The 20,398-nt window shown below is 55.1% G+C and carries 15 protein-coding genes, 1 tRNA gene and 1 pseudogene; 6 read left to right on the top strand and 11 right to left on the bottom strand.

The annotated features are described in order from the left end of the window. Window positions 1-3: 3 nt before the first annotated feature. From Q0239_RS10210 to Q0239_RS10200, 3 genes are all read right to left on the bottom strand, one after another. Window positions 4-1,800 (bottom strand): alpha-amylase family glycosyl hydrolase, encoded by a 1,797-nt coding sequence (locus tag Q0239_RS10210; protein WP_298602195.1) that lies wholly within the window; start codon window positions 1,798-1,800, stop codon window positions 4-6. Beyond that, window positions 1,797-3,284 (bottom strand): tryptophan halogenase family protein, encoded by a 1,488-nt coding sequence (locus Q0239_RS10205; protein WP_298602192.1) that lies wholly within the window; start codon window positions 3,282-3,284, stop codon window positions 1,797-1,799. The genes Q0239_RS10210 and Q0239_RS10205 overlap by 4 nt, the downstream gene beginning before the upstream one ends. Window positions 3,285-3,370: 86 nt before the next feature. Then, window positions 3,371-6,082, bottom strand: coding sequence for a TonB-dependent receptor (locus Q0239_RS10200; protein ID WP_298602187.1), 2,712 nt, complete (start codon window positions 6,080-6,082; stop codon window positions 3,371-3,373). Between the two features lie 214 nt (window positions 6,083-6,296). On the opposite strand from Q0239_RS10200, the gene Q0239_RS10195 reads away from it, so the two are divergent. After that, a complete protein-coding gene (locus tag Q0239_RS10195; RefSeq protein WP_298602184.1) occupies window positions 6,297-7,328 on the top strand; it encodes a LacI family DNA-binding transcriptional regulator in 1,032 nt (343 codons plus the stop codon). A 100-nt stretch (window positions 7,329-7,428) separates the two neighbouring features. Continuing rightward, the gene (locus Q0239_RS10190) at window positions 7,429-8,916 is read left to right on the top strand and encodes an MFS transporter (RefSeq protein WP_298602182.1); all 1,488 of its coding nucleotides are present in this window, start codon (window positions 7,429-7,431) and stop codon (window positions 8,914-8,916) included. Here Q0239_RS10190 and Q0239_RS10185 read toward each other — a convergent pair. Next, on the bottom strand, window positions 8,913-10,412 hold the full coding sequence (locus Q0239_RS10185) for an acetyl-CoA acetyltransferase (RefSeq protein ID WP_298602179.1): 1,500 nt from the start codon (window positions 10,410-10,412) through the stop codon (window positions 8,913-8,915). The two genes, Q0239_RS10190 and Q0239_RS10185, sit on opposite strands and share 4 nt — an antisense overlap. 144 nt (window positions 10,413-10,556) lie before the next feature. Between Q0239_RS10185 and Q0239_RS10180 the strand changes: the two genes are divergently transcribed. The 3 genes from Q0239_RS10180 to Q0239_RS10170 all read left to right on the top strand — a co-directional run bounded on the left by Q0239_RS10180 (window position 10,557) and on the right by Q0239_RS10170 (window position 14,427). After that, on the top strand, window positions 10,557-11,399 hold the full coding sequence (locus Q0239_RS10180; RefSeq protein ID WP_298602176.1) for an enoyl-CoA hydratase: 843 nt from the start codon (window positions 10,557-10,559) through the stop codon (window positions 11,397-11,399). A gap of 162 nt (window positions 11,400-11,561) precedes the next feature. Continuing rightward, entirely contained in the window at window positions 11,562-13,469 is a 1,908-nt protein-coding gene (locus Q0239_RS10175; RefSeq protein WP_298602173.1) for an alkaline phosphatase family protein, read from the top strand. A gap of 103 nt (window positions 13,470-13,572) precedes the next feature. Then, window positions 13,573-14,427: an AraC family transcriptional regulator gene (locus tag Q0239_RS10170; protein WP_298602170.1), complete on the top strand. Its 855-nt coding sequence runs from the start codon at window positions 13,573-13,575 to the stop codon at window positions 14,425-14,427. A gap of 28 nt (window positions 14,428-14,455) precedes the next feature. Here the strand turns inward: Q0239_RS10170 and Q0239_RS10165 are convergent. Then, a tRNA-Ser gene (locus Q0239_RS10165) sits at window positions 14,456-14,545 on the bottom strand. A 133-nt stretch (window positions 14,546-14,678) separates the two neighbouring features. On the opposite strand from Q0239_RS10165, the gene hspQ reads away from it, so the two are divergent. Continuing rightward, window positions 14,679-15,029: a heat shock protein HspQ gene (hspQ, locus tag Q0239_RS10160; protein ID WP_298602167.1), complete on the top strand. Its 351-nt coding sequence runs from the start codon at window positions 14,679-14,681 to the stop codon at window positions 15,027-15,029. A gap of 1 nt (window position 15,030) precedes the next feature. On the opposite strand, the gene Q0239_RS10155 is transcribed toward hspQ, so the two are convergent. The 6 genes and pseudogenes from Q0239_RS10155 to Q0239_RS10130 form a co-directional block, all read right to left on the bottom strand. Beyond that, entirely contained in the window at window positions 15,031-16,047 is a 1,017-nt protein-coding gene (locus Q0239_RS10155; RefSeq protein ID WP_298602164.1) for an SO2930 family diheme c-type cytochrome, read from the bottom strand. After that, window positions 16,047-17,261: a parallel beta-helix domain-containing protein gene (locus Q0239_RS10150; protein ID WP_298602162.1), complete on the bottom strand. Its 1,215-nt coding sequence runs from the start codon at window positions 17,259-17,261 to the stop codon at window positions 16,047-16,049. Before Q0239_RS10150 ends, Q0239_RS10155 begins: the two co-directional genes overlap by 1 nt. A gap of 44 nt (window positions 17,262-17,305) precedes the next feature. Then, complete coding sequence (locus tag Q0239_RS10145; RefSeq protein WP_298602159.1) at window positions 17,306-18,004, bottom strand: aspartate/glutamate racemase family protein; 699 nt, start codon at window positions 18,002-18,004, stop codon at window positions 17,306-17,308. A gap of 84 nt (window positions 18,005-18,088) precedes the next feature. Then, on the bottom strand, window positions 18,089-19,585 hold the full coding sequence (locus Q0239_RS10140) for an NAD(P)(+) transhydrogenase (Re/Si-specific) subunit beta (RefSeq protein ID WP_298602156.1): 1,497 nt from the start codon (window positions 19,583-19,585) through the stop codon (window positions 18,089-18,091). A gap of 3 nt (window positions 19,586-19,588) precedes the next feature. Beyond that, entirely contained in the window at window positions 19,589-19,870 is a 282-nt protein-coding gene (locus tag Q0239_RS10135) for a proton-translocating transhydrogenase family protein (RefSeq protein ID WP_298602153.1), read from the bottom strand. Window positions 19,871-19,881: 11 nt separating this feature from the next. Then, window positions 19,882-20,398: pseudogene (locus Q0239_RS10130) on the bottom strand (NAD(P)(+) transhydrogenase (Re/Si-specific) subunit alpha); the annotation flags it as partial.

Raw genomic sequence — 20,398 nt, 5'->3', positions numbered from 1 at the left:
CGTTCATTTTACGAGACAAATCGCATAATCGAGCGGCGCGATTTCGAAGGCAGCGGAGCCCGCCGCACGCGTTGTCGCGGGACATTTTCCAATCAAAGCATCAAATCCGGTCGCTGTCATTTCGACTTCGACATTGGTTTTCAAAGGCTCTGTCGACGTGTTGAACACAGCCAGGATTTCCTGTCCACTTTCCGCGTCAATCCGCGAAAAAGCCAACAGCCCCGGTTCATCCGAATAGTTGCGGATGATCTGTGTGCCGCGCCGTAACGCGCTGTGTTTCACCCGCAAGTCGGCCAGCTTGGCTATGGTCGAATAGATCGGATGTGACTGGCTGAAATTATCACGGCGATGATCCGACTGCGTTCCCACCAGTTTGTTGTCGAGATAGACTGCGACCTTCGATGCGAACAGTGTTTCGCGCGCATCCTGATCATTGCCATCGCCTGCAAAACCCTGTTCGTCGCCTGAATAGATTGTAGGTACGCCGCGCATCGTAAACATCAGCGCGTGACCAAGCTGGACGCGCTTCAGGATTTCCGCGTCGCCCGCTTGCGGTTTCACCATCCGCATTTCGCGAGCAAACCGCCCATTGTCATGATTGCCAAGAAATGTCGGCAACCGTTTTCCGCCGTTGGTTGTTTCGGCATAGAGCGTGTCAGCATCGGTCAATTGATTGAACACTTCGGTACCAAGCCGTCCGCCTACGGCTTCGATCGCAGCACGGCGAAATGCGAAGTCCAGCACTGATGGAAGGCCCGCAACACGCGTGTAATAGGCCTGTTCGTGGACGTTGACACCTTCGTTCGCAACTTCGCCGAATATGTGGAAATTCGGAATTCCGCGCGCCTTGGCCCGATCCAGCATTGCAGGCGCAAATTTCTGCCAGAATTCCGGGTTCACATGCTTGGCAGTATCGATACGGAAGCCATCAATACCAAATTTGTTGATCCACGATCCGTAGATTTCGATGAACCCGTCCACGACGCGCGGATTTTCGGTGTAGAGATCGTCGAGCCCGACAAAATCACCCATCGTGCTATTTTCGCCGCGAAAGGTGGTGTCGCCGCGATTGTGGTAATAGCGCACATCGTTGAGCCAGGCGGGTACCTTTACATTGGCTTCCGCCTTCGGAACGACTGGTGTGTAGGCGAAATTCATGTCGGTCAATTTGGCAAAATTGTCCGCCGTGCGCACCCTGTCGCCTTCGAAACCCTTATTGATATCGGCACCGTCAGCGGCGCGCCGTGAATAGGGAAAATCGGCACGACTGCGATAGGCGCAGGCAGATGTCGGACATTCCTTATACTGGATGACATCGGCTGTATGGTTGGTGATGATGTCCATATAGACCTTCATCCCACGTGCGTGGGCAGCGTCAACAAAGGCTTTGAACTCTCCATTCGTTCCGAAATGGGGATCGACCGAGGTGAAATCGGTCACCCAATAGCCGTGATAGCCAGCACTTTCCTGACCAACCCCGCCTTGCACCGGTTTGTTCTTGAAAATGGGTGCAAACCAGATCGCGGTCATACCCAGCGACTGGATATAATCGAGCCGATCCGTCAGCCCTTTCAGGTCACCGCCCTGGTAGAAACCCTTGTGGGTTGGATCGAAGCCATGCTTCATCCTGTCACCCTTGATTCCTCCGGTATCGTTTTGGGGATCACCATTGGCGAAACGATCCGGCAGGACGAAATAGATCACTTCATCCTCGGGCAAACGATCGCGGAACGATTGCGCAGAAAGCGGCGTGACAGCAGTCGCAGCCAAAGCCGCAGCGAGGAGAAGTCTGCGCATCATAATTCTCCGGAAGAACAATTTTGGCGTATATAGTCGGAATGTTCAGGCATTAGCCGGGTTTTAGCGGCAATGACCTCTTCTATAGACGCAAGATATTTATCGACCGCGTCATCACCGGGTGCATTGGCAAGCGGATGGTAAGAGGCTGGTTCAATTCCCTGCCCGATCAATACCTGCAACCATCCAGTCTCGGTGAATAGCTCTTCATTGTAACGAAACAGGCGACCGCTCGATCTGAAGAGTTCCAATTTGTGCTGCAGGCTGTCGGGCAGCTCAAGATTGCGGCAGGCCTGCCAAAATGGTTCATCGCGGCCGTTCGCCCAATAGTGCAACACAAGGAAATCGCGAATTGTCTCAAACTCGAACGTCATCTGGCGGTTGAAACGTTCCACTTCTGCCCCAGCGATGCCGCCTGCTGGCAACAGGTCGATCAGATGCTTTATACCCGATTGGACAAGATGGAGGCTGGTCGATTCCAGCGGCTCGAGAAATCCGCAGGAGAGCCCCAATGAAACCACATTTTTCTTCCAGAAATGCCGTCTATGACCAGTCGTGAAGCGGATAGGCTTTGGGTCAGCCAGCGGCTCACCGTCGAGATTGGCAAGCAGCGTCGCCGCCGCGCTGTCATCATCGATATGGTCGCTGCAATAGACATAACCATTGCCAATGCGATGCTGCAACGGAATGCGCCATTGCCAGCCTGCCTCACGCGCGATCGCCCGCGTATAAGGCAACAGCTTTTCCGCAGATTTGCAAGGCACCGCAAGTGCCCGGTTACACGGTAGCCATTTCGACCAGTCGACATATTCCGAACCGACAGCATCGCCGATTAACAAGCCGCGAAAACCGGAACAGTCGATGAAAAGATCGCCCTCGACCATTTCACCGCTTTCGAGTTTGATCGCGGCAACCCCGCCGCTTTCGCTTTCCAGCTGCACGTCGACGATCCGGCCTTCGTGGCGGACAACACCGCGCGCTTCGGAAAATTTGCGCAGCATCGCAGCATAAAGCCCGGCGTCAAAATGATAGGCATAGGCGGGCGCTCCCAAAGGCGCCTGCGGTAGCGGATCGGTGCGAGAGAAACGGTTTGCGCGGGCAGTACATTCCGAAAGACTGTAATGACCGAGAGATTTGGCCGTGCCTCGCGCCTTTGCTTGCAACCAATAATGATGGAATGGAATCAAACCCAGATCGCGTCCAACCTGACCGAAGGCATGCATGTAGCGCTGGCCTGGTGCACGCCAGCCATCAAATTCGATGCCGAGCTTGAACGTGCCCTTGGTTGCTTTCAGAAATTCATTCTCATCAATGCCCAACACGCCGTTGAACAGCAATATCTGCGGAATTGTTGCCTCACCAACACCGACTGTGCCGATTTGATCAGATTCGACGAGGGTTATCTTCCATTCTGGCGTCAGCAGCCGCGATAGCGCTGCTGCTGCCATCCAGCCTGCAGATCCGCCTCCTACAATGACTATGCGCATCGGTCCTGCCTGCCTCGTTCACGGAGCCACCAGGGCCCGAAAATGAAAGGGACGCCGCCTATGGCAGCGTCCCCAAAGCTTAGGTATCAGAACTTGAAGGTGATGCCAGCCTGGTAACGGCGGCCATAGGTCTGATAATCGATGACTTCGAGCGGCGCGCCTGGATTAGTCGTTGAGAAAGGCTCGTTGGTCAGGTTCTGGCCCTGAATGAACAATGACAGGCCTTCAAGGCTGCTTCCAGGCTGGAAGTCATAGCCAAGCTGAGCGTCGACGATCATTTCACCGCGTGCACGGCGACGGACGCGGTTGCCGCCAAAACCCGACAGTTCACCCTGGAAGGTCGAACGATAACGGACGCTACCACGGGCGCTGAAACCATTCTTTTCGAAATAAGCCGTACCGTTGGCAACCCAGCGCGAATAGCCGTCAATGTCGCCATAAGGCTGACCCGGAGCGGGACGCAGCTTGCTCTTGGTATAAGATACGCCGCCTGTCACACCGAAACCTTCAAGCGCAGGGGTCAATGTTTCAAACGGCAGAGTACCCGCCAGTTCGATACCATAAATCTTGCCGCCATCACCGTTCAGCGGTGCGTTAAGCGTACCAATGCGCGATGGAACAACTTCGGCACCCAGCGGGAAGCCCGTATAGTCGAATTCGAACTCGGCATTATAGATCCAATTCAGCAGCTTCTTGTAGAAGAGCTGAGCGGCCACATAGCCTTTGGTGCCGAAATATTTTTCAACGGTAAGATCGGCCGCATTGGCACGGATCGGCTTCAGGAAGGGATTGCCACCGCTACCACGGATGATCGGGGTCGTACCGCCGCGATCTACGCCATAGCCGATCGAGACGCGCATCTGGTCCATACGCGGGCGTTGGATTTCGCGGGCAAGGCCAACACGGAAGACAAAATCGCTTGGTGTGCGCAGCGACAGGTTCAAGCTGGGCAGCCAATCTGTGTAGTTCGCACCCAGCGTGGTTGGCGTTGCGACGCCGCTGAAGAACAATGCGCCTGAGCTGCTCTGCTCGGTCTTGATGACCTGAACGCCAACATTACCGGTCAACTGGTTCGAACCCAGTTCGGTATCAATGGCTGCCTGCAGATAGCCGGTGAGAAGCTCTTCCTCCACAACGTAATTTTTCGAAATCACATCCTGAACTGCATTCGGTACTAAGCGGTAAATGCCGCCTTCCAGCAGTTCCTGCGGATCATAACTGATCACCGGCCCAAGGCCGAGATAGTTCAGATTGGTCGGACGCAGCAGATATTGGTCAGGAACGCGCAGATCGGCAGCGCCGCTCGCGAGCACAACGAAATATTCATCGGCATAAAGCGACTTCTTGCGATCGTTAAACGCAACACCTGCACGAACCGCGGAGAAGAAACCGTCCAGTTCCTTTTCAAGATCGAAGCGGACCGTCGACAGTTCGTCATCTACGATACGATCGTTATAATAGCCATCCTGACCACCAGCGATGCCACCCCAGCCCATGGGTGAGGTCAGACGGATCAGGTTCGGGTCGGAATAATCAAGCGTCGGGTTAAAAACGGTGCCCGAAGTGCTTTGCGTGAAACCGATGGTGTCGCGGGCGCCAACGCCCTGGCCACGGCCTGTACCGGCATTGGATTCAAATACCAGTTCGTTGCGGTCGGTGCGCGAAGTGCCCCAATCAAAAGTCGCATTCCAGCCATTGCCGATATCCCAGTCGACATTCAGACCGCTCGAGAACAAGTCTGCCGAACGAACCAGCTTGTGGTTGTTCACAACCGCTTCGATATCGGTGAACGTGCCATTGACGATATGGCCATCTTCCACAGTGTAACCCGGGTTGATACCCGCAGCGGTCCAGCCAAACGCGCTCGACAATGGGAGCTCGATGCCGCGCTTGATGATGTCGTCATCAAATTTCGAATAGAACAGGTCGGCAGTCAGACGGACGTTATCCGACAGGTCGCCCTGCAGTGTGCCGCCAAGGCCCAAACGACGAAGATTGGTCGAAGTAACAAAGGATTTGTTACCTCCAATCAAGCGATTGCCGGCAAAATCATTATATCCCCATGCATTATATTCCTGAACCTGATAGGATTCATCGACATAGTTCGCAGTGAGCGCAATCCCGACAGTATCGCCGCCAAACTGGTCGATATAGGTCGCATTGACGCGATAGCCCTTGTCATTCGACCCTGCGTTCAGCTTGCCGAGATCGGTGAGGCTTCCTTTGACGCCAAGAGCTAGAACGCGTTTGCCCGTTTCCAACGGACGGGCGGTCCGGATGTCGACGGTGCCGACAAGACCTTGGCCAATGATGTTCGCGGACGGAGTCTTGTAGACATTGACCTGGCTGACCATTTCGGAGGGATATTGATCAAATTCAACCGCGCGGTTGTCGCCGGTCGATGTCTGTTCGCGTCCGTTGAGCAGGGTCTGAGAAAGGTCCGGACCAAAGCCGCGGATTGAGATGAAAGCAGAACGACCGTTTAGGCGCTGCGACGTGAGGCCCGGCAAGCGCGCAATGGATTCCGCAATGGATGCGTCAGGCAATTTGCCGATATCTTCCGCGGAAACCGTTTCGACGATTTGTTCAGCATTTTTCTTTTCAGCGACGGCATTTTCCAACGCCGCACGGAAGCCGGTAACGACGATCGCATCTTCTTCAGTTGCAACATCTTCAGCTGCATCCTGTGCATAAGCTGCACCAGGCAGCGCAGCAAAAACTGCAAAGGCCAGCGCGGTCGCGCTGGTCGTATGCGCAAGGCGCGCACGTACTTCATTCGTGTTCCACGAAGCAGACATCCTGTATCCCCTCTTTTGCGGCCCAGTCGTTGCTGCACCGCTTTGTTGCAACCTAAAGTGCATGGCCTCCCAGTTTGGCCATCGCTGTTTAATTACTACGGCGCGCACGCCAAATGACAGTTATTCACATACGTATTCAGAATTATGCGGTAACGTCGTTGCAGGAATGCAACGCCGCGCTTAAGGATTGTTACAGGAGAGCTGGGCACACCATATGCCACCACATAAGCCGACATCGTTCGATATCGCGCAACTCGCTGGCGTTTCGCAGCCTACGGTATCGCGCGCCTTGCGCGGTAGCCCCTCGGTTTCGGAGCAAACGCGCAAACGCATCGAGGCAATTGCACAGCAACTGAACTATAAAGTCGACAAGAACGCATCGAGCTTGCGCACCCAGCGCTCAAACACATTGGCATTGCTGTTTTTTGAAGACCCGACGCCGGACGAAACCGGCATAAACCCTTTCTTTCTGTCAATGCTGGCATCGATCACCCGGACAGCGGCCCGGCGGAATCATGACCTGCTGATTTCCTTTCAGCAGCTGTCGGCCAACTGGCATGTCGATTATGAAGACAGCCGAAAAGCCGATGGCATCATCCTGCTCGGCTATGGCGATTACGAGCTATACCAGCCCAAGCTGGAGCAGCTTATCCAGCAAGGAACGCATTTCGTTCGCTGGGGGCTGGTCGGCGGTCAGGATGAAATGGGAACAACGATCGGCTGCGACAATATGGACGGCGGACGATCGGCCGCGGAGCATCTGATCGCGCTTGGCCGGAAAGACATCGCCTTCCTCGGCGATGCATCTGATCACTACCCCGAATTCCGGGACAGATATTTGGGAGCACGCAATGCAATATTTGCTGCAGGGCTGAACATATCGGGCGACTTGCAGGTCGATGCCTTCAATACCGAGCAGTCTGGCTTTGATGCTGCGCAGCAATTGATCAACAGCGGCGTCAGGTTCGACGCTATTTTTGCTGCAAGCGACCTTATCGGCATCGGTGCCATCAGGGCAATCGAAGCTGCTGGTTTGACTATCCCGGGTGATATTGCCGTTATCGGCTTCGACGATATTCCCGCAGCCAGCCTTGCCCATCCGCCATTGACGACGGTGCAGCAGGATTATCGGGCAGCTGGCGAAGTTCTGGTCGACACATTGCTCAAGCTTATCGAGGGCAAGAGCGCGGAAAGCTACACTCTTCCGGCGAAGCTTGTTGTCCGCAAATCCTGCGGAGCGCATTGAGCCTACGTATTCGTATACGTAACCGTATCGCGCTGCACGAAATATTGCCGCCCTGCCAATTCGCTGCCAAGTTGCCGCAAAAGATAATCGGGAGAGGGTTATGGAAAAGCCGCGTCAGGGCTTTTGGGGCTTATGGAATATTTCGTTCGGCTTCTTCGGGATACAAATCGGGTTCGCGCTACAAAATGCGAACATGTCGCGCATCTTCCAGTCGCTGGGTGAAAGCCTCGATAACCTGACGGCGTTGTGGATTGCTGCGCCGCTGACCGGTTTGCTGGTGCAGCCTGTCATTGGCCATATGAGCGACCGGACGTGGCTGGGCAAACTCGGCCGTCGACGCCCCTATTTCCTTGCTGGCGCGATCATGGCGTCTCTAGCGCTCTTTGTGATGCCGCTCGCCCCTGCCCTCTGGTTTGCCGCGGTTATGCTCTGGATACTTGATGCGTCGATCAATGTTTCGATGGAGCCGTTCCGGGCCTTTGTTGGCGACATGCTGCGCAAAGACCAGCATACGGCAGGCTATTCGCTGCAAACTGCCTTTATCGGTGCAGGCGCTGTCGTCGGTTCGATATTCCCTTGGGTGCTCGATCATCTGGGGGTGGCCAACGAAGTGGCGGGCGGCGGCATCCCCGACACTGTTAAATACAGCTTCTGGTTCGGCGGTTTGATCTATCTGCTTTCCGTTTTGTGGACGGTGTTCAGCACGCAGGAATATAGCCCAGAAGAATTGCGTGCATTCGGACAGGACAACGCCGACGGCGATAGCTCAACCGTTCGCGCCCTCGCAGCGCGTTCGTCCGTTTCTGCATTGGTGTGGATTGCCGCAGGCGCTGGCGTCGCGATGCTGGTTTCCATCATGGGACTCGAGAAAGAAGTGTATCTGCTCGCTGGTCTGATGGCAGGCTATGGCCTTGCCAGTATCGTAGCCATCCAACTGGCCAAAGGTGGCCGCAGCAACAATATGCTGAGCCACATCGTTGGTGATTTTTCGGGAATGCCCGAAATCATGAAGAAACTGGCGCTGGCGCAGTTCTTCAGCTGGTCGGCACTGTTCATTATGTGGATCTACACGACACCGGTCGTCGCCCAATATGCCTTTGGCTCAAGCGACCCCGCTTCGGGGGCCTATAATGAAGGTGGCAATTGGGTCGGCATCCTGTTTGCCGTTTACAATGGCGTAGCCGCTATCGCCGCCCTTTTCATCTTGCCCAAACTTGCCGAGCGCATCGGGAAGGTGCGCACGCACATGGCCTGCCTTCTGGCTGGATCGGCAGGTTTTACCGCCTTCCTGTTCATCCGCGATCCGCAGATGCTGTTACTTGCGGAAATCGGCATCGGCATCGCATGGGCATCAATCCTCGCAATGCCATACGCAATCCTCGCATCCAGCCTGCCGCAGGGCAAGCTTGGTATCTATATGGGGCTGTTCAACATCTTCATCGTCGTGCCGCAGCTTCTGGTGGCAACAGTGATGGGATCAATCCTGAAGGCATTCTTCCCGACCGAACCCATTTGGACAATGGCCTTCGCCGCTGCCGTGATGGCGCTGGCAGCGCTTGCTACGCTGAGGGTAAAGGAGCCCGCTTAAGCGCGGGCCCAAATCCTGCGGCCACCGGCATCGGCGACAACTGAACCTGAAGTTCCGACAGGTTCTTCCTTTCCGCTCGTGAGGAATTCAACCATCGCGCCATCGGTCGCATCGACATGCGCCAGGGTGCGGTCACCATTGGGCGTGCGTGCGACCACGACACCGCCCTTGGGGCTCCCATCGCGGCCATAAAACACGGTGTAAGTCTCTACATTTCCTGCACCGACATAATCCTTTTCGAGTTCAGGCACCGTTTCTCGCGCGGCATCCGCCTCTGCCTGATAATCGAAATTCTGCGGAAACTGCGCGGCCACCAGGGGCTTGTTGGAAACCACAATGCAGTGGTTGTCGGTCGCAAAACCGCCATTGGCAAACAGGAAGCCGTTGGTGCCTTCGTTGCGCAACTTCTCGACCATCGAAACCACAGCATGGCTCATATAGTTGGCGATTGGCCCGCCGCCGAAAGTCAGGCCGCCAAACACCGTCGCCGGCTTTTCCGCTGGCCAACCGAGGATACGGCGCGCCATCTTGGGAACGCAGGGAAAGCAGCTGTACAACTCGACGAAATCAAAATCCGCGCCGCTCATTTTGTTGAGTTCAAGCGTGCGGCGGATCGAGGTTTCCATGCTGACCGAGCGGTCGTAGCGGTCGCGCTGCAAGAAGCTATAGGCCTCCTTTGCCGCTGCGCCCATTCCTACATAGATCATCTTGTCGTCAGAAACACCCAGACGGCGCGCCTCGGCAAGGCTGGCGACAATGAAACCGGCTCCCTGATTGACCGACGAATTTGCAACCATCAGCTTGTTATAGGGAAAAGCCAGCGGACGATTTTTCTCGTTCGAAGTGATGATTTCTTCAGGGGATGTCGGCTTGCGAATCCAGGCCCCTTCATTGCCCGCTGCAATCTCACTGAAACGCGACCAGATTGCTCCGCTTTCCTGCTGTGCCTCGGCCAGCGTCTGACCATAGGCCGCACGCCCTGCGTTTTCATAAAGCGGATAGACATCAACCGGGGCGTTAAGCCCATGTTGCTGCGCATAACCCGGTTCGCGCTTGGCTTCCTTGCGGACGCCTTCGAACACATCCGATTGCGGCGTTGCATGTTTGGCCAGGCGGCCTGCAATCGTCCGCAAAGCCTCTGCGCCAGCCACCGCAGCCAGCTTGATCTCCCCTGCCCCAATGCGGTTTGCAGCTTCGTTCAACAGGCGGATCGGCGTGTCGCCATGCGGCGCTTCGGATTGGTAGCAAACCGATGGGTTCGCGCCGAGTGCATCGGCCAGCTTGCGATCGAGCGGGTTGAGATCGCGGAAACTGATCTGATCGACAACCGCCACACTATCCAATTGTGCCAGCAACGAAACCCCACTGTCCGTTTCGGCGCGCTTCAGCGCCTGCACCATCAGGCCAAGCGGATCGAGGCCGTTGTCGGGATCGTCGGGGCGATCATTGATCTGGCCTACGCCGATAATAACGGGAATGCGTTCATTGTCAGTCATGCGCGCCATTGACCAAATTTGTCCGGCAAGTGCAACCGCATATTAATTGATCAGTTAAATTTCACGCTATGCGCACAGGTCAGGCATTGATAGCCATTGCATCAGGAGAGCCGAGTCCGGCTGTGATGCGAGGGAGGATATGCGATGACCGTCATCAAAACCAATGAGGCAGGCGAGCCATTGGTCAAGATCGAGCACCCTGCTGCAGGCGTTGCCCGCATCGTCCTCAACCGCGCAGAAAAGCGCAATGCCCAGAATTTCGCCATGCTCTACCAGCTCGACGCGGCATTCACCGAATGTGCGCGCGACGAGGAAGTCGCGGTCATCATTCTTGCAGCTGACGGCCCGGATTTCAGCAGCGGGCATGACCTGAAGCAACGCGATGTGCAGCCAACCGACTTTGATGTCCTTGGTAATTGGGCCGATTTCACTGCGCCCGGCGCCGAAGGCCGTTATGCAGTGGAGAAAGAGGTCTATCTCGACCTTACCGAACGCTGGCGCAATGTGCCCAAGCCAACCATCGCGCAGGTGCAGGGTCGCTGCATCTCGGGCGGATTGATGCTGGTGATGGCGTGCGACCTTGTGATTGCCTCAGACAACGCCGCATTTTGCGACAACACCATCGATTTGGGTGTTTGCGGCACCGAATTCTTCAACCATCCCTATGACTTTGGCATCCGCAAGGCCAAGGAACTGCTGTTCACGGCAGGCTGGATCAGCGCGCAGGAAGCCGCCGCGACAGGTTTCATCAACCGCGTTGTGCCGCTAGCCGAACTAGAAACCGCAACGCTCGGCATGGCCAGCGTGATCGCGGCCAAACCACGTTTCGCCCTCAAAATGGCGAAAGAGGCGATCAATGCAGCGCATGACGCCATGGGTCGACCGCAAGCAATGAGCACAATCTTCGCGCTTCACCAGCTGTGCCATAGCCATAATATGCAGGTGTACGGCCTGCCTATTTCGACGATCGAGATCAAAAAGCCTTGATACCGGAGATTCGGTCAATTTTTAGCCAGTGGTAAGAAGCGCGAGCTGAAAAGCCCCTGCTTATTTTCGATTTAGCCAGTTTGGCCGATTTTTCCAAGACAGTTAGAAAATTCCCGACAATTCCCATCCCGCTTGTTTCAACCGGTACACGGGATCCATTTTATGCATAAATTGAGTTATTATCTGGCGCTGTCATTGGCCACGATTAGCCTTGCCGGATGTACAACGGTTTCATCGCCAAAGACCAGAACGGTTTTGCTTACCTTGGACGGGGCGTCGGACGAATATGTTGACGCTTTGCTCGCCGACGACCAACTCGACCAAATCGGGATTATCAAACAGAGCCAAAAGAAGGGCTACCAAGCCCGCGAACTGACACCCATCAACGTCGCCAGTACCGGGCCATCGCATGTTGCCATTTTTTCCGGCGCATCGCCTTCCAAATCAGGAGCGGTCGGTCAAACCTTTGCTGTTCCGAATATCGAACTACCCCAGGGCTCCGACGCATTCGCCTATGTCAGCTCGGCGGAAACGATCGTGGCAGCGGCGCGGCGCCAAGGTAAGCGAACCGCCTGCCTTGCCGCACCAGGGTTCGACGGACGTACTGAAAATTATGTCTGTGACTATATGCTCAACTTTGTTCAAAGCAGCCAGGAATCCGTTGTAATAAAATTGGCTCCAATTGCCGGAGGCTTGGCAGATGCCAGACGATCTTCCGACTCTGAAAACCTCACTTGGCTGGTTCCGCAACCAAATCAAAGCACCCTGCCAAAAATCATCACTGATGGACTGATTGGCTTTGCGCTTCAATCGCGCCATGGCGATGGGAACAAAGGATTTACATTACTGGTGCGCAGCGAGGATGGCCGCATCAACGAATTGGCTTCCGACCGCATTTTCCCTCTGCATCGAGTCGAAAATGGAAAACCAGTCACCAATGCTCTTTGGCTGAACAGCATGGACCCATTGACTGGTGAAGTTGAGGTCTATTGGGGACAGCCATATTACACCGACGCGAATTCAAATATGGCCGCAGCTGTCATTTCAAAACTTGGTCCGTGGCCAGGCACTTTGGATGCCCGAGGGTTGCATGCTGGCCGGATTAGCGAAGCCGGATTTGACGCGCTAAACGAATATCAGGCAAAATATGCTCTGGACGCGCTCGACCTGCTGTTGAATCACTCGGACTGGGATTTGTTGCTTGGGTACCTGCCTTATCTCGATACCGTACAACATAAATATCTGGTCAGTTCAACGCTTCAACTTGACCATGATACAAAAACGGCACTGTATTCGGAAAAAGTCAAACGCGCATATCTTTTACTCGACCGAGGGATTGGAGAAATTGCGGATAAGACACATTCGAAAAATACAAACTTTATCGTCGCCTCCGATCACGGCATGGTACCCACCCATAGTGCTGTCGCGATTTCTTCATTAATCGAATCATGGGGTTACGCCGTCGGAGGGAAGCACCCCGACATAGGAATATTTACCTCTGGCGCGTCGGCACATATTTATATCAACAGTGACGACAGGATTGGCGGTCACATCAGTCGCAAGCGGAAACTGGAAATCGTGCAAGATTTGCAAGACCGGCTCCGTGAACTCAAAGACAGTTCCAACTCCCCGATTTTCGCATTTGTTGGCACACGGGAAGCTCTGTCCGATCTCGCAATCGACCATGATGCAAATACCGGCGATCTTTTCATCAGCACCGTTGCCGGATTCAGTCTAGATTCCCGCAAATCCCCAACTCGAAGATATATTTTCCCTCTATCATTCGATCGAGAGACTCTTGCCAAATCCGGACTTTCGCACGCAGAGGTCGAACATGTGGCGGGCGGATTTCTAAATCAGGGGAGCCCCGGCGTGCATGGCCATATCGCCGGAACGCCAGGGATTGGCGCTATTTTATACGGAAAAGGCCCGGACATTGGTAAGATATCGAACGGAGCAGCCAATATGCTGCAACTCGCACCGAGCATCGCCTGCCTATTGGACATTGCGCCTCCGGCCGGCGCCCTCAGCGGACCGGTTGCCGGTTTATGCAAGTCCACCCGGAAATGACCTCTAACAAGATCATAGACTGTCATAGCCAGAATTGCCCGCTTGGGGTAAAAGCTTCAATTCTCCCAAAGGTTGCGAGCCTAACATGATGCGGCGATAGAGGATGATGCTTCAAAACTATGAAACTGCGACGTGGAAGTGTGACCCACTTCATGAATATCGATGGCTTGATATCGAAGGTCCGCTAGCAGACCTCGCTGAAGCTGTCTGGATTTTCGGTGAAGGTTCATATCCGCTGTCCAGGCAAATGCTCGTTCCGCATTGGAAGGCCTGCATCGCAATCATTCGAAAGTGGAATGAGCAAAAAAGTGAACTTTTGGATGTCCATGTGGCGCTACTCGGTCCGGTCAGCCTACCTCGGTGGAATAACAACGGTAGTTCCTGCGAAATTATCGCTGTCCGCCTATTTCCCGAGGTTGCACCTGCGCTACTTGATGTTCATCCCCTGGAGATTGTTGACCAGGATGTAATCGTTCCTGCGCCATTGGCTTTTGAAACAGCTCTACGTGTCGCAAAAAGCGGCGCTCCGGCTCAAAAAGTGGCCACCGAATTGTGCAAATATTTAAGCCGCTTTCCGCGCGCCAAAATGCGTAACCGTCCGTCAGTTGCACACACAGCGAAATGGATCAGACAATCACAAGGCCAGGCGCGAATCTCTGACATCGCGAAACTGTTGGACAAACCGATAAGATCGTTGAGGCGGCATTTTGAAGATGAAATCGGGATTTCGCCAAAACAATATGCTCGTCATGTCAGGCTTATGAAACTGTTGTTGCGCGCTGACTGCTCCAACGCTCCAGATTGGTCAGCATTGGCCCAGGATTTCGGATATTTCGATCAGGCGCACCTTATACAAGATGTTCGTTCGTTGACTGGACAAGGCGTGGCGCTTTTGCATCAACAACGCCGCAACCCGCGGATCACAGACGACTACGTCATCAATGTCCCCAATAGATGAGTCTTGAAGAATAGGTCACCAGAGAAAATGGCGGACAGACAGGGATTCGAACCCTGGGTACCATTACTGGCACAACGGTTTTCGAGACCGCCCCGTTCGACCACTCCGGCATCTGTCCGCATGTCTTTTAGGGCTTTGGTCGATGCCTGTAAAAGGCGCGCCCGTGCGACAGAGCGCGGCCATTAGCGAATGATTCCGGCTTTGCCAAGCGCAAGGTTGCAAGAATGGCTTTGGACAACGATATTGGCCCCATGAAAGCGAATCCAGAAATGCCGCCCATCGCCGAAGCCCGCTTTTCCATCGGCGATGTCGTGCGACACCGCATCTTCGACTTTCGCGGCGTGGTGTTTGATATCGACCCGGTCTTCGCCAATAGCGACGAATGGTATGATGCCATTCCGGAGGCTGTACGCCCGCACAAGGATCAGCCTTTCTACCATCTGTTCGCCGAAAATGCAGACAGCAGCTATATCGCCTATGTCAGCCAGCAAAACCTGCTGCCCGATGCCGAGAACGGGCCAGTGAGCCATCCGGCGATTGAGGGCTATTTTGAACCTTGGACAGGGGGCGGATACCGTCTGGCTGCCATGATGCGGCAATAATCTAGCTCGTCGGCAGCGACTTTATCCATGCCTCTAAGAGCGCGACGCCTTCATCATGCGCAGTCGCACGCCCCAATTCGGGCATGGCGATACCGGGATCGGTGCTTTTTATCCGAAAGATCAGGATCGAACGTTCGGGATGTCCCGGCTCAATAACGAAATCGAAATTGCCCGATCCCCTGCCCGCAGCAACCGGGCGTTTGCCGATGCCGAGCGCGGCTGGATTGCGTTCATGGTCATCATAGAAAAGTCCGGAATTGGAGGCTGACCCGGTCGGCTTGTGGCAATGCCCGCAATTGACACGCAAATAGGCGAGTGCTCGCGCCTCCAACGCACCGGAATTGGGATCATCCCATTTCGCTTCGAGTGCGGCCAATTTGGAAGGTCCAGCACCGCGCGCTTCAAATGCAAGGCGAGCCTTCGCATTTGCAAAGGAAAGGTTCTGCCACACAGGCCCGACGGGCATCACGCTATCCTTGGTCGAATGGCATTGCTTGCACTGGTTTTTGTTGGGCACTGAATAGCTGATGACCATCTTGGTGCCGTCAGGCTTGCTGAATTCAACCGGCTTACGCGCTCCGCCAACCTTCAAAACCGCATCGCTGCCATCGGCATTCCAGACATAGGGCAAGGCGACCCAGCCCTCTGCACGGTGCAGCAATAGTCGGGTTTCGATGATATTAAGTTTTCCGCTGGCGTCATGGTAGCCAAAACTCTTGATGAGTGCGCTGCCCAACGGGAATTGCAATCGCCCATCTGCACCCACGCCAAACTTCTCACCGGGCGGCAGATAGAGGAAACGCTGCTTTTCGGCATAGTCGGTGAACAATGGCGTTCGCAGCGCATAAGGCAGCAGTGCCGGCGACGGCTTATCCGCACCGCCGGCGAAAAAGCCATAAGCTGCAAGCGATGCGGGAAACTCGGGCGAAACAATTGCGCTATCGTTTATGTCCGCTGGCTTTCCTTTGACCGAAACGGCAAGCGCAAGCCCCGCCACAGCGGCGATCAGCAATCGCATCAGCGGACCGCCTCCTCCATCGATTCAGGTAGCCGGATACGCGGCAATTCCTGCGGCAGGTTAGCACTGTTCTGCAGCATCACGGGCTGTGCGCTTTCAGGAGATGCCTTCAGGTCGGCAAGACCCAGAGAAATCGCGGGAACGGGGTCGGCAACCACTGGCTTTGCATCATCGCCGCCTGCGCCATCCCAGAAAATCGGAGGCAGGCTTCCACCCAATGCTTGGGCGATCTGCTGACTACCCGGAAATTTGGGGTCCCAGCCTGCTTTATCATGCTGATTACCCCAGATGGCGACGCCTCTGGCAATAGGGTCGTATTTCGGGTCGGTCTGCGGATAGCGATAGCCTACCACCATGACATTGGTGGTGCCATTCTGGCCGAGCATATTGTCGAACACATGCACATTGCGGTTCGCCATCACCATCACCCCGGTTCCGGTGGGCACATTGGCGACGATATTGCCTTTGGGCGCGAAATTGGGGGTCGAATTGTCGACCACGACATTTTCGAAAATGCGCACATTCTTGCCGCCCATCTGCAACAAGTTGGGCAGGTCAAACACCAATATGCCGCCAGTGTTGCGGGTTGCCAGATTATCGTGAACGTCGGCGTCGTAGCTATTTTCAATCTCGATGCCCGCTACATTTTCCAGCGCGACCGAATTGCGCACCACGATGTTGCGTGACTGGCCTACATAGATGCCTGCATCCGATGCCCCACGTACCAGCACGCTATCAACCAGCACATCCTGGCTTTCGACTGGATAGATGCCATAGGCGCCGTTGGTTTCCTTCGGCCCACCGGTCCATTCTACGCGGAGCTGATAGTAAACGATACGGTCGGCGCCCTTTGACTTTATGCCATCCCCCTTTGTGTTTTCGACCGCAAAATCGCGAAGGACAACATCGTCAGAGGTCACCAGAAAGCCTTCACCAGCACCCAATTGCCCTGTGAAGTCCAATATTGTCTGACCGCTTCCCTGCCCCCTCACCGTCACCTTGGGCACATCGAGCGAAAGCCCGTCAGTCAATTTGAACCGCCCGCTGCCCAGTTCGACCACATCGCCCGGCGCTGCGCCAATCAGCGCCTCTTGTAAACGCGCCTGCGCATCATCCCCAGCAGCGACCGAGATGGTTTTGGCGAAAGCTGTCGAGCTTGCAAATGCAAGGCTAACAGCGGCGATGGCGTAAACGCCTTTGTCCCTCATCCTCATGCGCCAAGTCTGCAATATCCATGCAGACTTGCCAAGGGCTTACATCAGGGTGCGTCGCCAAGAATCCAGTCGACACCGGCATCAGCATGGATTTCCGCGCTGTCATAAATCGGCAGTACATTGGCCTTGGTGTCTACGATCATCCCCAGTTCGGTGCAGCCGAGCACCACCGCATCCGCGCCATCCTTGTCGATTTCGGTGATCATGGTTTTGAGCGCGCGTTCGGAATTGCGCACCACCTGCCCCGCCATCAACTCTTCATAGATGATGCGGTCGAGTTCCTCGACATCATCTGCCTCCCAGGGAAGCAAAGTGACGCCATGCTTCACAAGCCTCTGGCGATACCAGTTTTCGGCCATCACGTTGCGCGTACCGATCAATGCGGCGGATTCGACGCCATCGGCCTTCATCTTCTGGCCAACGGCATCGGCGATGTGCAGCACGGGAACCTTCACCGCATCCGACACCCGATCATGCACCTTGTGCATGCTGTTTGCCCCGATCAAGATGGCGGTAGCGCCGCCTTCCTCAAGCCGTTTGGCAGATGCTATCAAGACTTCAGCCACCCGATCCCAATCCTGATCGGTTGTAGCCTTGGCAAGATCACAAAAATTGAGATTATCGAGGATCATCGGCGCGCTGCACATCGCATTGGCGCGGCGCTGCACCTGCTTGTTGATCCGGCGATAGTAAAACTCTGTCGAATACCAGCTCATTCCGCCGATCAGGCCGATTTTGCGCATGTTGAACTTTCCAATAACTGAATCGAATCGCCCCGGTCAAAAGGCCGGGGCGAATTATTAATTCAGCGGATAGCGTGTTGCAGCTTAATGCTGCAAGGCCTTCACAATATCGTCGACCATTTTCTTGGCGTCTGCGAGCAGCATCATCGTCTGGTCCATATAGAAGACGTCATTGTCGACGCCTGCATAGCCCACGCCGCCCATGCTGCGCTTGATGAAGAAAACGGTTTTGGCCTTATCGACATCGAACACCGGCATTCCGTAGATGGGCGACGATTTGTCGGTCTTCGCCGCCGGGTTCACCACGTCATTCGCGCCGATGATGAAGGCAACATCGGTCTGAGCAAACTCGCTGTTGATATCCTCCAGCTCAAACACCTCATCATAGGGCACATTCGCCTCGGCGAGCAGGACGTTCATATGGCCGGGCATGCGACCAGCGACCGGATGGATCGCATATTTAACGCTGACGCCTTCTTTTTTGAGGAGGTCGGCCATTTCGCGAAGGGCATGCTGCGCCTGTGCCACTGCCATGCCGTAACCGGGGACGATGATGACGCTTTCGGCCTGACTCATCATATAGGCCGCGTCCTCAGCAGAGCCGCGTTTCCACGGCCTATCGACTTTCGCCGCGCCACCTGCAGCAGCACCCGAATCCGCACCAAAGCCGCCTGCAATCACCGAGATGAAGCTGCGGTTCATCGCCTTGCACATGATGTAGCTCAAGATCGCACCTGACGAACCCACCAGCGCACCGGTGATGATCATCGCGCTGTTATGCAGCGTGAAGCCCATCGCCGCAGCTGCCCAACCCGAATAGCTGTTAAGCATCGAGACGACGACCGGCATATCCGCGCCGCCAATCGGGATGATCAGCAAGAAACCGATCAGGAAAGATAAGGCGGTAATAGTCCAGAAAACCCATGGCGATTGGTCGACTACGAAATAGGCCGTCAGTCCCAAAATCGATGCCAGCGTGCCCAAGTTGATTACGTGCCGCATGGTCAGCAAAATGGGCGCGCCGGACATTTTGCCCGCAAGCTTAAGGAAAGCAATGACCGAGCCGGAGAAGGTGATGGCACCGATAGCGACACCAAGACCCATTTCTATCCGGCTGACGGGATTGATCAAGCCAAGCTTTGCAAACTCGGCTGGATCCATAAACTCTTCAGGCGTCGCAAGAATGCCAAACGAAGCAGGATTGAGGAACGCAGCTGCAGCCACAAGTACCGCTGCCAATCCGACCAGCGAGTGGAAGGCGGCAACCAACTGCGGCATGTCCGTCATCGCAATCTTGCGTGCGGTTGTCAGACCAATCACCGCTCCCAAACCGATCGCGCCCAAAACCCAAGCAATTGCGTCAAAATCGGGACCGTGATAGCTGTTAAAATTGTCGCCTTGGATCATGGGAACGTGCGTGGCCAATGTCGTAACAACGGCGATCAGCATCCCCGCCATGCCAAAACGGTTGCCGCGCCGCGACGAAGCAGGTGAGCTTAACCCGCGCAAGGCGAGAATGAAAAACACCCCGGACACAAGATAGGCAAGCAAAGCCCATGCGGGAACGGTTGCATGTTCCATGACTTACTTGTCCTTTTTCTTGTACATGGCGAGCATCCGCTCGGTCACCGCAAAACCGCCGAAAATGTTGATACTGGCAAGCACAATGGCCAGCAGCCCAAGCCATTTTGCCCCGGGCGCACCTGACGCCGCGGCCGCGATCAGCGCACCGACAATGATCACCGACGAAATCGCGTTGGTCACCGCCATCAAAGGCGTGTGCAGAGCGGGTGTTACCGACCAGACGACGTAATAGCCTACGAAACAGGCGAGTACGAAGATCGAGAGGATTGAAATGAAGTCCATGTCTTTCTCCGTCAGCCCAACAGCCGTTCGTTCACAACCTTGCCGTCCTTTGTCAGGCGGATGGCCGCGGTGATTTCGTCATCATCGGGAAGCACCGGTTTACCCGCGTCCTTGTCCCAAAAGGCTGACAGGAAGTTGAAAAGGTTGCGTGCGAACAATGCAGAGGCATCGGCGGCCAAATGCGCGGGGGTGTTTGAATAGCCGATGATTTTGATGCCATGCTTGATGACGACCTCATCGGGTTTTGAGCCTTCAACATTGCCGCCTTGCGCGACTGCCAGGTCAAAAATCACGCTGCCCGGTTTCATCGACGCGATCTGCGCATCGGAAATCAGGCGCGGAGCAGCCCGTCCGGGGATCAGTGCGGTCGTGATCACAATATCCTGCTTGGCGATATGGCTAGATACCAGTTCGGCCTGTGCCTTCTGATATTCAGGCGACATTTCGGTTGCGTAACCGCCGGCGCCTTCGCCTTCGATACCTGCAACATTTTCAACGAAGATCGGCTTCGCACCAAGGCTTTCAATT

Source organism: uncultured Sphingorhabdus sp. (assembly GCF_937872355.1).
Lineage (GTDB): Bacteria > Pseudomonadota > Alphaproteobacteria > Sphingomonadales > Sphingomonadaceae > Sphingorhabdus_B.
This window is presented reverse-complemented; position numbering and strand designations above follow the sequence as displayed.